13 protein-coding genes and 1 pseudogene are annotated in these 13,776 nt (G+C 57.7%); 12 read left to right on the top strand and 2 right to left on the bottom strand.

All coding sequences use genetic code 11. From position 1 onward, the window contains the following. Nucleotides 1–59 precede the first annotated feature (59 nt). A complete protein-coding gene (locus ACSQ3F_RS21350) occupies nucleotides 60–374 on the bottom strand; it encodes an NYN domain-containing protein (RefSeq protein WP_436102815.1) in 315 nt (104 codons plus the stop codon). Nucleotides 375–1,001: 627 nt separating this feature from the next. On the opposite strand from ACSQ3F_RS21350, the gene repA reads away from it, so the two are divergent. The 11 genes from repA (at nucleotide 1,002) to ACSQ3F_RS21405 (ending at nucleotide 12,316) form a co-directional block, all read left to right on the top strand. Then, entirely contained in the window at nucleotides 1,002–2,201 is a 1,200-nt protein-coding gene (gene repA / locus ACSQ3F_RS21355) for a plasmid partitioning protein RepA (RefSeq protein ID WP_436102280.1), read from the top strand. A gap of 3 nt (nucleotides 2,202–2,204) precedes the next feature. Then, a complete protein-coding gene (gene repB, locus ACSQ3F_RS21360) occupies nucleotides 2,205–3,230 on the top strand; it encodes a plasmid partitioning protein RepB (protein WP_436102281.1) in 1,026 nt (341 codons plus the stop codon). A gap of 154 nt (nucleotides 3,231–3,384) precedes the next feature. Further along, nucleotides 3,385–4,599 (top strand): plasmid replication protein RepC, encoded by a 1,215-nt coding sequence (gene repC, locus ACSQ3F_RS21365; protein WP_436102282.1) that lies wholly within the window; start codon nucleotides 3,385–3,387, stop codon nucleotides 4,597–4,599. A gap of 327 nt (nucleotides 4,600–4,926) precedes the next feature. After that, nucleotides 4,927–5,133, top strand: a complete 207-nt coding sequence (locus tag ACSQ3F_RS21370; protein ID WP_222275749.1) for a cold-shock protein — start codon at nucleotides 4,927–4,929, stop codon at nucleotides 5,131–5,133. Nucleotides 5,134–5,595: 462 nt separating this feature from the next. Next, the gene (locus tag ACSQ3F_RS21375; protein ID WP_436102816.1) at nucleotides 5,596–5,985 is read left to right on the top strand and encodes an antitoxin Xre/MbcA/ParS toxin-binding domain-containing protein; all 390 of its coding nucleotides are present in this window, start codon (nucleotides 5,596–5,598) and stop codon (nucleotides 5,983–5,985) included. Continuing rightward, complete coding sequence (locus tag ACSQ3F_RS21380; protein ID WP_436102283.1) at nucleotides 5,982–6,500, top strand: RES family NAD+ phosphorylase; 519 nt, start codon at nucleotides 5,982–5,984, stop codon at nucleotides 6,498–6,500. Before ACSQ3F_RS21375 ends, ACSQ3F_RS21380 begins: the two co-directional genes overlap by 4 nt. A gap of 536 nt (nucleotides 6,501–7,036) precedes the next feature. Further along, entirely contained in the window at nucleotides 7,037–7,648 is a 612-nt protein-coding gene (locus ACSQ3F_RS21385) for a hypothetical protein (RefSeq protein ID WP_436102284.1), read from the top strand. Nucleotides 7,649–7,970: 322 nt separating this feature from the next. Next, nucleotides 7,971–8,555 (top strand): TetR/AcrR family transcriptional regulator, encoded by a 585-nt coding sequence (locus ACSQ3F_RS21390; RefSeq protein WP_436102285.1) that lies wholly within the window; start codon nucleotides 7,971–7,973, stop codon nucleotides 8,553–8,555. After that, nucleotides 8,552–9,385 carry an EamA family transporter gene (locus tag ACSQ3F_RS21395; protein ID WP_436102286.1) on the top strand — a complete coding sequence of 278 codons (834 nt, stop codon included), beginning with the start codon at nucleotides 8,552–8,554 and terminating at the stop codon, nucleotides 9,383–9,385. The genes ACSQ3F_RS21390 and ACSQ3F_RS21395 overlap by 4 nt, the downstream gene beginning before the upstream one ends. A 48-nt stretch (nucleotides 9,386–9,433) precedes the next feature. Then, nucleotides 9,434–10,387, top strand: a complete 954-nt coding sequence (locus ACSQ3F_RS21400; RefSeq protein WP_436102287.1) for a DMT family transporter — start codon at nucleotides 9,434–9,436, stop codon at nucleotides 10,385–10,387. Between the two features lie 426 nt (nucleotides 10,388–10,813). After that, the gene (locus ACSQ3F_RS21405) at nucleotides 10,814–12,316 is read left to right on the top strand and encodes a sensor histidine kinase (RefSeq protein ID WP_436102288.1); all 1,503 of its coding nucleotides are present in this window, start codon (nucleotides 10,814–10,816) and stop codon (nucleotides 12,314–12,316) included. 276 nt (nucleotides 12,317–12,592) lie between these two features. Here ACSQ3F_RS21405 and ACSQ3F_RS21410 read toward each other — a convergent pair whose 3' ends face one another. Next, the gene (locus ACSQ3F_RS21410; protein WP_436102289.1) at nucleotides 12,593–13,027 is read right to left on the bottom strand and encodes a hypothetical protein; all 435 of its coding nucleotides are present in this window, start codon (nucleotides 13,025–13,027) and stop codon (nucleotides 12,593–12,595) included. A gap of 188 nt (nucleotides 13,028–13,215) precedes the next feature. Here ACSQ3F_RS21410 and ACSQ3F_RS21415 point away from each other — a divergent pair. Beyond that, nucleotides 13,216–13,497 (top strand): annotated as a pseudogene (locus ACSQ3F_RS21415) (transposase); the annotation flags it as partial. Nucleotides 13,498–13,776 lie beyond the last annotated feature (279 nt).

Raw genomic sequence — 13,776 nt, forward strand, 5'->3', positions numbered from 1 at the left:
CTGCCCCACCCTCCTTGGTCATCCGGCTCGACCGGACTAGCACGGCAGCTTGGCTGAGCTCACTTATTTAACTGCAGGGCGGCTGGCGCATCAATCGACGAAAAGCCGAACGCCTCCATGCGCTGCTCGCGGATACGGGTGGAAAGTCGGGTGAAATCGGCGTCCCACGACACCAGGCAGAAGCCGTCGAAACGGCCCCAATGCAGCAAGTCCATCGCGTAGATCACGGGCTTGATATCGAGGCATTCTTTTCCGTCGTATGGACAAATCGCTGTTGCGGAATAATAGCGTGTGCGGCGAGCATATCCGCCCAACCTTTGGAGCGCGTGCCGGAGAAATCGCCATAGATGCGACGAGGCGCTCGCCTCGCCAATCTTAGCCCCTCTTCAAAACAGGCAGTCAACAATCTTGGCCGAAGTGTCGTCGCTCAGGACGGCCAGCCGTGGCGAGCGCGGCCGGCTCTGGTTTTCCTCTCTTCTAGATCGCAGGACTTATCAGCCGCACACTATCCAGTTCTTTCCGTCGGCAGCCGATTTTGGCAGGGGGGCATTTAAAGCGACCGCCGCCTGAAGATCGGTCCGAAAGGGGAGGGCGCTCTTCAATAGGCGAGAGTGGGCGCCAAGATTTTTGACCGCGCGAAACCATAAGTGTTCGGTTGAAGTTGCTTGGTGGCGGGCCTTTCACGCAGGTGGCTGTCGCAACGAGCGCATACAACGGTGCGCCTTGATTTTGCAGGCCATTTCTAGTGCGTGGCTGCGCCTGTGTAAAATGAGGGAACGCGACCGGGCAGGCTACGCCGCGACTAGGGAATCACGTAAGCCTCTCCAAGCGTCAGTTGTACATGTACAACGTAGGTGGTGCGCGCGGATTTTTTGAGTGGGACGTTAACCTTTTGTTAACGAAAAACTCTTTGCCACACGGTTTAGAATCGGGTCTATTGCGATCAGCGCATTTTGATCGCTTAGCTGGCGATAAGCGCAGATTTCATTTTCGAGGCACAGATGTTGAACACGGCAAATAGCAAGAAGAGCGACAACTTGCGCTCCCTCATTTCGTCTGATGCGGATGAGTTGTCGCGCCAACTCCAGGCTCACCAGCAGCGGACATTTCCGCCCACCGCCCTTAAGACCATTCGTCAGTTCACCCCTGCAGAGGCGGCAGACTTCATTGGCATCCATCAGGGCTACCTGCGCCAGATCGTTGCCGATGGTCACGGCCCGGAGCCGTTGGCAAACGGTCGGCGAATGTATTCCGTGCAGGATATCGAGGCCCTGCGGCAGATCCTTGACGAAGGAGGGAAGGGGCCTCGTAAATACGTTCGCCATCGCCGTGACGGAGAGAAACTACAAGTCGTCTCCGTCATGAATTTTAAGGGTGGTTCCGGCAAAACAACGACTTCAGCCCATCTCGCCCAGTTCTTGGCGCTGAGAGGATATCGGGTTCTGGCCGTCGACCTGGATCCCCAGGCATCCCTTTCAGCGCTCTTCGGCCATCAACCTGAATTGGACGTCGGCGAGAACGAGACCATTTACGGTGCAATCCGGTACGACGAGGCGAAACGGGATATTACCGAAATTGTCAGGGCGACCTACACCCCGAACCTGCACGTCATTCCCGGTAACCTCGAGCTGATGGAGTTCGAGCACGAGACGCCCAAGGCGCTTGCAGCGCGCCAGAGCGTCGACTCGATGTTCTTCGCGCGGATTGGCGAGCGTTTGGCCGAGATCGAAAGTGCCTACGATATCGTTGTGATCGACTGCCCGCCCCAACTGGGCTTCCTGACCTTGTCGGCCCTCTGCGCGGCAACGGCTGTCCTGATAACAGTGCACCCCCAAATGCTGGATGTCATGTCCATGAGCCAGTTTTTGCATATGACCGGCGATCTGCTTCGCGTCGTTGAGAATGCCGGCGGTACCATGGATTACGACTGGATGCGCTATCTCGTAACGCGCTTCGAACCGAACGATGGTCCGCAGTCGCAAATGTCGGGTTTCATGAAGTCAATTTTCGGCAACCGGGTTCTCGAGAACGCGATGGTCAAATCAACCGCGATCTCTGACGCCGGCTTGACCAAGCAGACTCTCTATGAAGTTGATCGCAACCAGTTCACGCGAGGCACGTATGACCGCGCCTTGGAATCCCTTACAGCGGTGAACTCGGAGATCGAGGATCTTATCAAGCAGACTTGGGGAAGGAAGTAACCCATGGCTCGCAAGAATATTTTCGGACTGGGCGAGCCCGATGCAGCGGCGGCAGCGGAGATTGACCACACCCTCGCAAATGCGCGGCCGCTCGCGGGCTTCGAAAAACCGCTTCGGCGTGCAAGCCCAGTGGGGGCAATCTCACAATCATTGGGTGGGATCAATGAGAAGGCGCAGCGTGCCGAAAATCTGGAAAGACAGCTCGCGCAGGGCCTGACAGTCGTAGAGCTTGATCCACTGCTGATAGACAGTTCATTCGTCGTGGACCGCCTAGGCGTCAGCGCGCAGGATCAGGAAACGCTGGTTGCCCAGATTAGAGAGCATGGGCAGCAAGTGCCGATTCTTGTTCGTCCGCACCCCGAAAGGCAAGGGCGCTTTCAGGTTGCGTATGGACATCGCCGCCTGGCGGCAGTCAAGAAAATAGGTGGGGCCGTCAAGGCCGTTGTACGGGATCTCAGCGATGAGCAGCTCGTCGTTAGCCAAGGGCAAGAAAACAATGCTCGCACCGATCTGACTTTCATAGAACGATCGTTCTTCGCATTCCGCCTCGAAGCACGTCAGTTCAACCGCGACGTCATAATGTCAGCGCTCGGTGTCGACAAAGCAGCGCTCTCACGCATGATTGCACTGGTCGACCGCCTTCCTGGAGAATTGATCGAAGCAATTGGCGCAGCACCTGGATTTGGCCGCACACGATGGGCAGAAGTTGCTGACCTTCTCGAGGAAAACGGGAAAAGAGCCAAAGCCATCAAGCTCAGTCAGGAACCGAACTTCCAGAATATGACGTCGGACGAACGTTTCCAGGCGATCTATGATCAACTCCGCAAGGTGAAGGACAAGGCCAGGACAACGATCTGGAAAACCGCGAGTGGCGGGAAAGTTGTCAGGATTTCAGAAACCGACGAGAAACTGAACCTCGTCTTCGACAAGGGAATTGAACCGGCGTTCGGGTCCTTTGTCGAAGCCAAGCTCAACGCTCTCTACGAAGAGTTTGTGCAGTCAAAAGACATAGCTGGAATAGGAGACTGAACCGCAAAAGAAAAGGCCCCCAAAACGTCGCCGTCGTGGAAGCCTCTCTCATAGTTTCGCACCTAGAGAATCGCATTTCCCCGAATCACAGTCAAGAGTCTTTGACGCCGTTTTGGTGACTGGATTTCTTTTGCCTGACAGAAGGTGAAGGAAAATGCAGACGTATAGTGTAACGACGCCCGTTGGGCGGCGGCCGATGACGCTTGCCTTGATGAAAAGGCAGCTTGAGACGGCCGAAATCAAGGCGGGTAAGACCGTCGACAAATGGAAAGTTTTCCGTGACGCCTGCGAGGCGAGGATGATTCTCGGGATCCAGGACCGCACGCTCGCCGTGCTCGACGCGTTGCTGACATTCTATCCAGACAACGAATTGTCGGAGAAACGGGGCCTCGTCGTTTTCCCATCCAACACTCAGCTATCCGCTCGCGCGCATGGGATCGCAGGGACGACGCTCAGGCGGCACCTGGCTGCATTGGTCGACGCCGGCCTGATCATTCGCAAGGACAGCCCGAACGGGAAGCGCTATGCTCGCCGTGACGGCTCAGGCGACCTTGAGCAGGCTTTCGGCTTCAGCCTCGCGCCTATGCTTGCCCGCGCCGACGAATTCGCCCACATGGCCCAACAGATAGCCGCTGAGCGCAAACGGTTCCGTCTGACCAAGGAGACACTGTCAATCTGCCGGCGTGATGTCCGAAAGTTGATCTCCGCCGCGATGGAGGAGGGCGCCGCAGGCAATTGGGGGGCGATCGAGGGACATTTCGTAGCGTTGCTGGCACGAATACCCCGTGCGCCGACCACGAACGATTTGCTGCCGATTCTCGAAGAGATGCAGATGCTCCGCGACGAAATCGTTAATTTGCTGGAAATGCAGATAAAATTGGAAAAAAACGACACCAATGGTGTCCATTATGAACGCCACATACAGAATTCTAATACCGATTCCATTATTGAACTTGAACCACGCTTCGAAAAGGAACATGGAGCGAAATCGAACCCAGACATCCGACCAGCAAGCGAGCCGATCAAAGCATTCCCGCTGGGAATGGTTCTTCAGGCTTGCCCGGATATCATCGATTACGGACCGGGCGGCGTGGTGGGCAGTTGGCGAGATCTGATGTCAGCGGCCGTGGTGGTGAGATCCATGCTGGGGGTCAGTCCGACAGCGTATCAGGATGCCTGCGAGGCCATGGGGCCAGAAAACGCTGCGGTAGCGGTGGCATGCATCCTCGAGAGAGCAGGGCATATTAACTCGGCTGGCGGCTACCTGCGGCATCTGACCGGCAAGGCCAGACGCCGGGAGTTCTCGCTCGGCCCGATGCTGATGGCTCTGATGCGGGCTCATGGTGCCGGGGCGAAGAGGGTATCATGATCGGTGGCCCCAACTCTTGTTAGCGGCCAGCGATGAAAGTAAAAGAGATCTTTTGAAAATCAACTAGTTATGAAATCGATCATCGCGCTCTGAAAGAGCTGCTTCTTCCCACCGCCAAGGCAGGTGCCGATTGCGGCTATCCCGGCGAGATCTCGCCCCAGACAGGCAAAATGAAGCACCAGTCGCGACCAGGATCACCGCTGGGAGCCGCTTCGACGCTTGGATAGAATTTTCAGCTTTGTGCGGAGCGCGGAAGCGTCTATCTGTGCTTCGCGCGAGGCCAGTCCGCCGATGGGGCGGTAAGGCAAATGATCGAAGGAAGACGCTATGGCGACCGGTACCGTAAAATGGTTCAATGCAACGAAGGGGTTTGGCTTCATCCAGCCCGACGATGGCAGCGCGGACGTTTTCGTCCATATTTCCGCGGTGGAGCGGGCCGGCATGCGGAGTCTGAACGATGGGCAGAAGATCACCTATGAGCTGGTAAAGGATCGTAAGTCCGGCAAGATGTCGGCGGACAATCTGCAGGCCTGAACTGACTGCCCAACAATGTTTGGAAGGCTGGGTTCAACCCAGGCCTTCTCCGTTTGTGGGATTGGCCGTTCGCGATAGTTTCGCCCGGCTCATGCTGAACTGTTGCACTCATCGAAGCCCGGCGCATCTCCTCCCGCGTCGGGCTTTTTCGTTGCGTCAGCCACGCGATCGTCGCAGGTCAGCGGCGTATCCCGATTTTGCCATTCTTATAGGTCGTTGAACGATTGTGGCGAGCCGGCCGGTCGGCCGGCGATCAGAACGGCGCGTTCGTCATCCTCGGCCGTTGTTGTCTTGGTGCGGCCGACAGGGATCAACAGGTAGGGGACCGATCGTGATGACGCTACGAATGCCTAATTCTTAGGAATGAACGTCGCGTAGTCAGAAAGCTTCTACCTTGAATGGGCGTGGTATTTGGCATATATTCTGCACAGAAAACATGGCGTTGAATATGGCGAGATAGATATGGGACAAGGACTCAAGGTGCCCGCACAGAATGAGCCTCTGATCCTGTCCTATATGGATCGGTTCGGTAAGATTGCGATTGCGGAGGTTGCGGACGGATTTGGCATGTCCAAGGGCCAGCTTGCCGAGACGGCTGGATTGGCTCGGGAAACGCTCTATCGGGCTGAGCGGAGTCGAGCCGCAAAGGCGCAGGGACGTCTGCGCGAGATGCTTGAAATCATCAGTAGAGTAAGTGACTGGGCGGGCGGTAAGGAACAGGCCATGGCCTGGTACCGCGCACAACCGCTCCCCGCATTTGGTGGACGAACGGCGGAAGCGCTTGTCAAGGACGGCAAGGCTGGCGCGGTTCGGGACTATCTCGATCACATGGCGGTTGGTGGCTTTGCGTGAGACTTGCCGCGACCTGTTACCGGGCGCATGACCCACATTGGTCGTTCAAGCCGACATCTGGCGATGGCGCAGCAATTCGGGGTGCGCGCTTCAATCCTCGAGGCGTTCCCGCGCTCTATCTCGGTTTGAGCATTTTGACGGCTATCAAGGAGGCTAATCAGGGCTTCGCCCATCGTATCGATCCTTGCGTCTTATGTTCCTATGAAGTCGACTGCAAGGATATCGCGGACCTGACGACGGGTGAGGGGAGGGGAGAATTCTCGGTCACGATCGACGAAATGGCTTGCGCCTGGGCGACAGCGCTTGCGGACGGTGACCGTCCGGCATCCTGGTCAATTTATGATCGGCTGAAGGCCCAGGGTATCGCCGGCGTTCTCGTGCCAAGTTTCGCGCCTGGGGCGGATGCGGAAGACCAGAATCTGGTGCTGTGGAAATGGGGACCGGATTTGCCGTATCGGGTAACGGTATTCGATCCGAGTGGGCGCCTGCCGAAAGACCAGTTGTCCTGGCGTTGACAACTGAACCAGCGAAGACAATCAAAGTCCCGCGGCCTGGGTGAGATCGCAGGCACGGCGGCCAGCGCTTGACGCGCGGCGCCACCGCCTGGCCGGTCAGCCGATCGGCGCCGACGGCCCTGCCCCCCGGTCCTCACGCGCCAGACCAAAGGCGCATGGGCGATCCCCGGCCGGGTCCTAGGGATGGGCGGCAAGGGGAGAGGCGGAGCAGGCCCGTGGACTGCGGCGGAGTGGCAACCGGAGCGTCGTCCGGGAGGTGTTTTCGGTGTTCCGATCGCTGCTGTGAGCCATTTCTCTCCCTCGATGGCGGAATGATCGATACGCCGGCATTATTGGACATTATTGTTACGCGACATGGCGTGCGCTTTATGGCGTTCGTGATGGCAATAAGCGCACATCGCTGATACGCCATTAGCGGAGGTTCCGAAGGTCGCAGGAGAGCCGAAAGCGGACCCACACGGAACCAGCTTGCTAAGGCATCCATTCGGACTAAGCTGAAATTTCATATGCGGGTCCCCATTTTCGAGAAGAAGTTCATGAGCCAGCGCCTTCGCAATATCTTCAAATTCACAAGTCAAGCGGACAGAGAACGCGCAAAGTTTCTCTCTAGGGTGCTTGGTATCTTTTCCGAACAAATCGTTTCGGTATGGACTGGTGACGAGCGCTCGCCATACGAAAACCTCGGCCGACCAACGATCAAGATAGATGATGGTGGCCGCGGGTACACACTAGACTTCGCCCTTAGACAACGTGCCAGCGGCAAGATCTATGTGAGCGAAATGAAGTGCGAGATTGAGTTTCAGAATTTTAAATTCTTTGTTTTGGAACATGTTTCTCAACTTGATCATCACAAGAAGCCTGCATTTGAAGCATTCCTGAGGGCCGCACTTCCAACGGTTGACCAAACGATTTTCGTGGAAGGCAAGAGCATCGATATTGACGGCGCAATTCTCATTTGGGGTTCTGTTGCACCCGAAGGCCGAGACGGAGCTATTACGGCAAAAGGCTTCCATGATGTATTGTCGGTCGAAGAGATTTGCGCGGACCTGGCCTCGTGGAAATGTGTACGATACGCGGCACTAATTGAGCAGCGCCAGAAGTGGTGCAATGAGCTTTTCACGGGCTTACTCGAAGGCCGCGCCAGCTGATGCTCCAGAACCCAGGCCGCGTACGGCTGCGGCCGAAGGCGAGCGAACTTCTGCAAAGGGTCCCAAATTGGCATTTTTTCCGAAGCGCCGCCGCTCAGGGGCCAATTCCTTAGCCTTCAACCCGTCCTATCCATAACGCGTTGGATTCATAGAGGTTAGGGTTTCCAGCCTCCCGGCGTGCAATTTTTCACCATCGGCTCGCAATTCGCCTATTGTCGTTGTCGCGCTGACCATGATCGCGATGCGATGGCGGCCTTCTTGACGGCCACGGCAATTCAGCCCATTCTGATACAGACCTGTCTCATCACAATGGGCGTTTCCTATGCCATCACCATCCGTCACCACCGACAAGCGCCAGCACATCATCGAAACCGCCTATGGCCTGTTCAAGAGCGTCGGCTTTCATGCCACCGGTATCGACCGCATCATCGCCGAGGCGGACGTGGCCAAGATGACGATGTACCGCCATTTCCCCAGCAAGGACGGACTGATCGTCGAAGTGCTGCGGTACCGGACGGACCGGTTCAATACCCAACTCGACGACCTCGCTGAACAGGTGGCAACGCCGGAGGAGAAGATCGCCACCATCTTCGACTGGTATGAGCGCTGGTTTCGCAGCCCGGAATTCCATGGCTGCCTGTTTGCCCATGCGCTGGCCGAATTCGGCGATGCCGGCCATCCGGTCTTTGAGGCTGTTGCGGGGCACAAGGACGGTCTGAAACGACGTCTGCGCCAAATTCTCGATGAGACAATGCCCGCGGATCGGGCTGAAAGTGCGGCCGCTGCGCTCTTCATGCTTCTCGAAGGAGCAACCCTGTTGGCGCAGATGGGGCAGGGGGACGCTGCCATGCGTGACGTCCGCAAGGCGGCGTCAAGCATCATTGCCATGCCGGATGACCTTCAATGAGCACGGCCGTTATCGGTCTCGCACTCTTTGCGGCGGTCCTGCACGCGACATGGAACGCCTTCCTGCGCTCGGGCGCCGATCGTCTCTGGACCGTGACGGTCATGAGCCTGGCAATGGCCGTGGTCGCCACTCCCTTTGCCGCTGTCTTTCCCCTTCCGTCTTCAGCGGCGTGGCCGTATCTCTTCCTCTCCTCCTGTCTCCAGGTCGGCTACAGCGTCTTTCTGGTTTTGGCTTACCGGCATGGCGAACTGGGGCAGGTCTATCCCATCGTTCGCGGCAGCGTGCCGCTGCTAGTGACGCTTGGCGGATTGGTGTTTGCCGGTGAGCATCTTACCTTGCCTGCGATGATCGGGGTCGTTCTCGTTGCACTCGGTATCATGAGCCTTTCTCTGGGCCGGACCCGCGCCTCGACGACCTCCATCTTATTTGCGCTGCTGACAGGCCTGTTTATCGCCAGCTACGCCACGGTCGATGCGATCGGCGTGCGGATATCAGGCAATGCAAGCAGCTACGCGATCTGGATTTTCCTGATCTACGGTACCTTGATGACGGCAACCTTTGTCGCCATGCAAAGAAAACTTACCGTGGATGTCCGCTCGCCCGAAACCTGGAAGGCGATAGGCGGCGGCATGGTTTCTCTCATTGCTTACGGCGCGGTGATCGCGGCCTTCGCCCTCGCCCCCGCCGGTCCGGTCACGGCGCTCAGGGAAACCAGTGTCGTGTTCGCTGCGCTGATTGGCCGGATGTTTCTTGGCGAAGCACTGACGGTGCGGCGTGTCACGGCCTGCGCGATCGTCGCGCTCGGCGCCGTCTGCCTCGGCTCTTCGTGACAAACCAAACGGTCCGGACTTCAACCTTAAAGCAAAGGCGCCATCCCCATGAACATATCCATGTTGATCGGCATCGCGGCCGCCCTTTTCGCGGCCTTTGCATGGTCGCTGAATTTTGTCGTACCCATCGTCATCGGCGACTATTCGGTCTTCGATTTTGCGGTATTCCGGTTTGTGATCTCCGGCGCCGTCGGACTGGGCATTCTAGCCCTGAGAAGGGCGGCCGCCCGAGATTTGAGCGTTCGCGACCTGCTGACGGCACTCTGGCTCGGGTTCATCGGCTATGTCGGCTATTTCCTGACGGTCGTGGGGGCGGCCATTTTCGCAGGCCCGGTGATCGCGCCCGCGTTTCTGGGGCTGGTGCCGGTCGTACTGGCAATCACGGGAAACCTCCGTCACAGAACCGTCTCCTGGAATGTTTTGCTTCTGCCTCTCATGCTGGCTGCTATCGGCCTTTGTCTCGTCAACATCAGCGTCCTCGACCCGGGAAGCAAGGCGACGACACAGTCGCTGGTGATCGGCATTCCGCTAGCGGTCGCAGCCGTGATCCTATGGACATGGTTCGGCCTTCTCAACCAGAGCGCCCTTGCGAAGCGTCCGGGCATGGATGCGGGCGTCTGGACAGCGCTTATCATGGCCGGTGGTGGACTGGAGATGCTGGCTTTCGTGCCGATCGGTGTGGTGATGGACGTGTTCGAGATACCCAGGCTCGGCCTCGGCTGGAATGTTGCGGCACCACTTTACGTCTGGGGAACCTCTCTGGCGATCCTAGCATCCGTCGGCGGGGCCGCGGCCTGGACAATCGCCGCACAACGGTTGCCCGTCGTGCTTTCCGCTCAATTGATCGTGTCGGAAACAGTCTTCGGAACGCTCTTCGGACTGGTAGCCCATGGCCGTTGGCCGACGTTGACGGAAGCTGGCGGGATTGCGGTCCTAACCGCTGGTGTTGTCGCAGCGATCCGCGCCTTTTATGGTGAACCTAAATTGACTGCGGCAACGTAAGTCCAGAATTCCTGATTTTTGATCGAAGCTGCCGCTGCGCGGAAAGAACGGAGTTATGGGAGGGTGGGAGAGTTTCGCGATTTCGCTCACGCGCAGTCAGAACGGACCACGGCGCACCGGGCAGACCAACCACATGTTCGAAATTCCGACGGCAGCCAGAGCAACGGCTACGTCAAGCGCGGGACGAAGCCAGGGCGCCGGGCCCGGGAGTCGCAGCTGACGCGGAGGTAAATACGGGCCACATTGAGGAGTCCGCACTCTGGTAACGTCGGCCGAGCTACCACGCGATTTTGAGCGCCAGCTCTGCGGGTTCACCTGCGCCCAGCATCTATCCAAACGCACGCCGCAGGCGTAGTATCCCGAGATCACCCTCCAAACTCTAGACTCGGCCGCTCGCATCGGCGGCTTTCGAGAACGGTGGTCAAGATGAAGGACCAGCACGCTCGCACCGCGGAACAATTCGCGCGGCGGGCCCACGAGCAGAGTGTGCTGTATCGCTTTACCGACCGCCTCTATCGAGCGCGTTCGATGGGTGATGTCTATGACGCGTCTCTGGATGCAATTGCCGATGGACTGGGTTGCGCCAGGGCGTCGATCCTCCGCTTCGACGACAATGGGATCATGCGGTTCGTCGCCTGGCGGAACTTGTCAGCCGCCTATCGGCAGGCCGTCGACGGACACTCGCCATGGCGCCCGGGCGATCAAAATGCCGAACCGATCTTCATCGACGACGTTCAAACGGCTGACATACCGGAAGCTCTGAAGGCGACCATCCTGCAGGAAGGCATTCGCGCCCTTGCGTTTATTCCGCTGACGATCGATGACAAGGTCATCGGCAAGTTCATGACCTATTTTGCAAAGCCTCGCGACTTCACGACGAACGAGCTCCAATTGTCAGTGACGATTGCACGGCAACTCGGCTTCAGCATCGGCCGTCGCTTGGCTGACGATAACGCCCGTCGATTGAGCGCCGCCGTAGAATCATCGAAGGATGCCATTTTCACCAGTGACTTGAACGGCATCGTCACCAGTTGGAATACCGGCGCCGAACGGCTGCTGGGTTATTCGCAGGGCGAGGCCGTTGGAAAACCTGCGGCAGTCCTTGTCCCACGTGATCGGCGCGGAGAACAAGCGGCTATTCTCTCGCGGATACGCAACAGAGAACACGACAGTTGCTACGAGACCGTTTGGCAACGCAACGACGGAAACCTGGTCGATATCTCGCTGACGGTCTCGCCGGTCTTGGATCGCGACGAGACGATCACGGGCGTATCCTATATCGCGCGTGACATTACCGATCGCCGCCGTGCGGAGGAAAAGCAGCACCTGTTGCTCCGGGAAATGGAGCATCGGGTCAAGAACCTTTTCGCCGTGGCGAGCAGCATCGTCCGCGTTAGGGCTCGATCCACGACTTCGCCATCCGATCTAGCTTCTGCTGTATGTGCTCAACTCTCAGCACTCGCCCAGGCTCACTCTCTCACCCTGACGCCGCGCCTGACCGATGATCCCAGGGAGGCGCCAGCCACAAGTCTGCATTCCCTCATTAGGACCATCCTCTCGCCCTATGACTGCAAGGTCGATGCAGAGTCCGGCTTCATGATAACTGGGCCTGACGTGCGCGTGAGTGGTAACGCGATCACGCCACTCGCGTTGTTGCTGTACGAGTTTGCGACGAACGCAGCCAAACATGGTAGCCTGTCCATGCCCAGTGGACGCATAGCGGTTGAATGCACAGCTGAAGGCGATCGCTATACATTGGTTTGGTGCGAACGTGGCGGGCCGTCGGATGCCATGCAAGGCGGGGAAGGCTTTGGAAGCATGCTCGTCAAGGCCACGGCTGCGCAGCTTGATGCGAAGCTGTCCCAGGACTTTAGCCCGACCGGACTAACCATCCGACTATCGTTATCCGCGGACCGCCTCGCGAATTAAAGCGTGTTAACGTCGAGGCGCTCCGTCTATGCCACCTTGCTGGTCGGGTTTCCCTGAACCAAACCGGGAATATGGCGCTTCGACCAGCGGATGACCGCTGTCGTAAACATCTTGGAAGCGCCGAAATGACATTCGCCTCTCGACGTTCCCGCGTCTGGTTCGACGAGCCGCCAGCAGGATGTTGCCCCACGTTTCAAAACGGCCGGATGGACTGCCGCGCGACTTGCGCCCGTTATTTCGCTGTCAGGACGGCGAGCGCCAAGAGACCCTGCCGGCTTATCCAACAAACATCGCACGCAGACGGGCCATAAGACTTTCCGGCTGGTCAACATGCTTTGCCCGGATATAGCTGGCGGTCGTCTGAGCGCTTACCGTCGCGCCGAAATGGCAGTAGCAGACGATACGGTGCAATTGCCTGTCGGACAGTTCGAAGAACCGTTTCGCCTCTCCGTAAGTGTCGTTTTTCAGCCCGGCTGCCCGAAGGACAGGATCGTCGAAGGCGACCGAGATCGCCGAGTTGTTGCAGCGCAACGCGGCGCGCACCGCGCGCGGCTGATATTCGGTTTCGTGCAACGTCGAGAGAAGCCGCGGCGGATCCGCTTCGAGGAGTTCCGCCCAGCGTTGAAGACGCTTGTCGCGCGGCATGACGGGATGAGGATAATCCTGGATCCTGGCAAGATTCTGCAGTTGATCGAATTCATGGTGCTTCATGTCGCCCTCCATTGAGACGCGTAATGCTCAGACCACGACAGAAGTGTGAACCAAACCTATGCCCAGGTCCAGTCATTATGGGGTCAGGACAAGAGCAGATGGGGTGGTTGCCGTCCTCCCCTAACGGCATCGCAATGTGCCAAGATGATGTGGTGTAGGCCAGAGGACGGAGAGGACGGCGAGATGAAGGCGCTCATGCCGTGCTGCTCGTTGATCAGGCGGGATGGCACGTCACGCCGAAGCTCAAAGTACCCGACAACATCACGCTGCTGTTCCTGCCACCGCGGTCGCCCGAATTGAACCCCGTCGACAACCTGTGGCAATTTATGAGGGAGAACTGGTTGTCCAACCGGATATTTAAAGACTACGACGACATCATTTCCCATTGCTGTGACGCATGGAACAAGCTGGTCGCACAACCGTGGAAGATCATGTCGATTGGAATGCGTGATTGGGCGCACCGGTTTTGATTAGCGCTCGTTGGTATTAACTGCAATACTGCAATCGTATCGGCGTGAAGGCCGTGCATCCTTTGATGTTCATCCGCCGTCCTCGGCAAATGCAATGCCGCCACGTTGCTGACGCTGATTCTCACATTAAATGCCGATGGTCAGACTCGATTATCAAAGTAAGTGTACATTCTCAAATTAGGTACGCAGCTAACGTTGACATCGTTGAAAAGCCATTCTCACAATTAACTGCCAAGCGACAGCAGTAGTGCGAAGAACTTTAGGTCTTGCACAAGGGCA

Origin of the sequence: Pararhizobium sp. LjRoot238 (assembly GCF_964252955.1) — a bacterium.
Lineage (GTDB): Bacteria > Pseudomonadota > Alphaproteobacteria > Rhizobiales > Rhizobiaceae > Pararhizobium.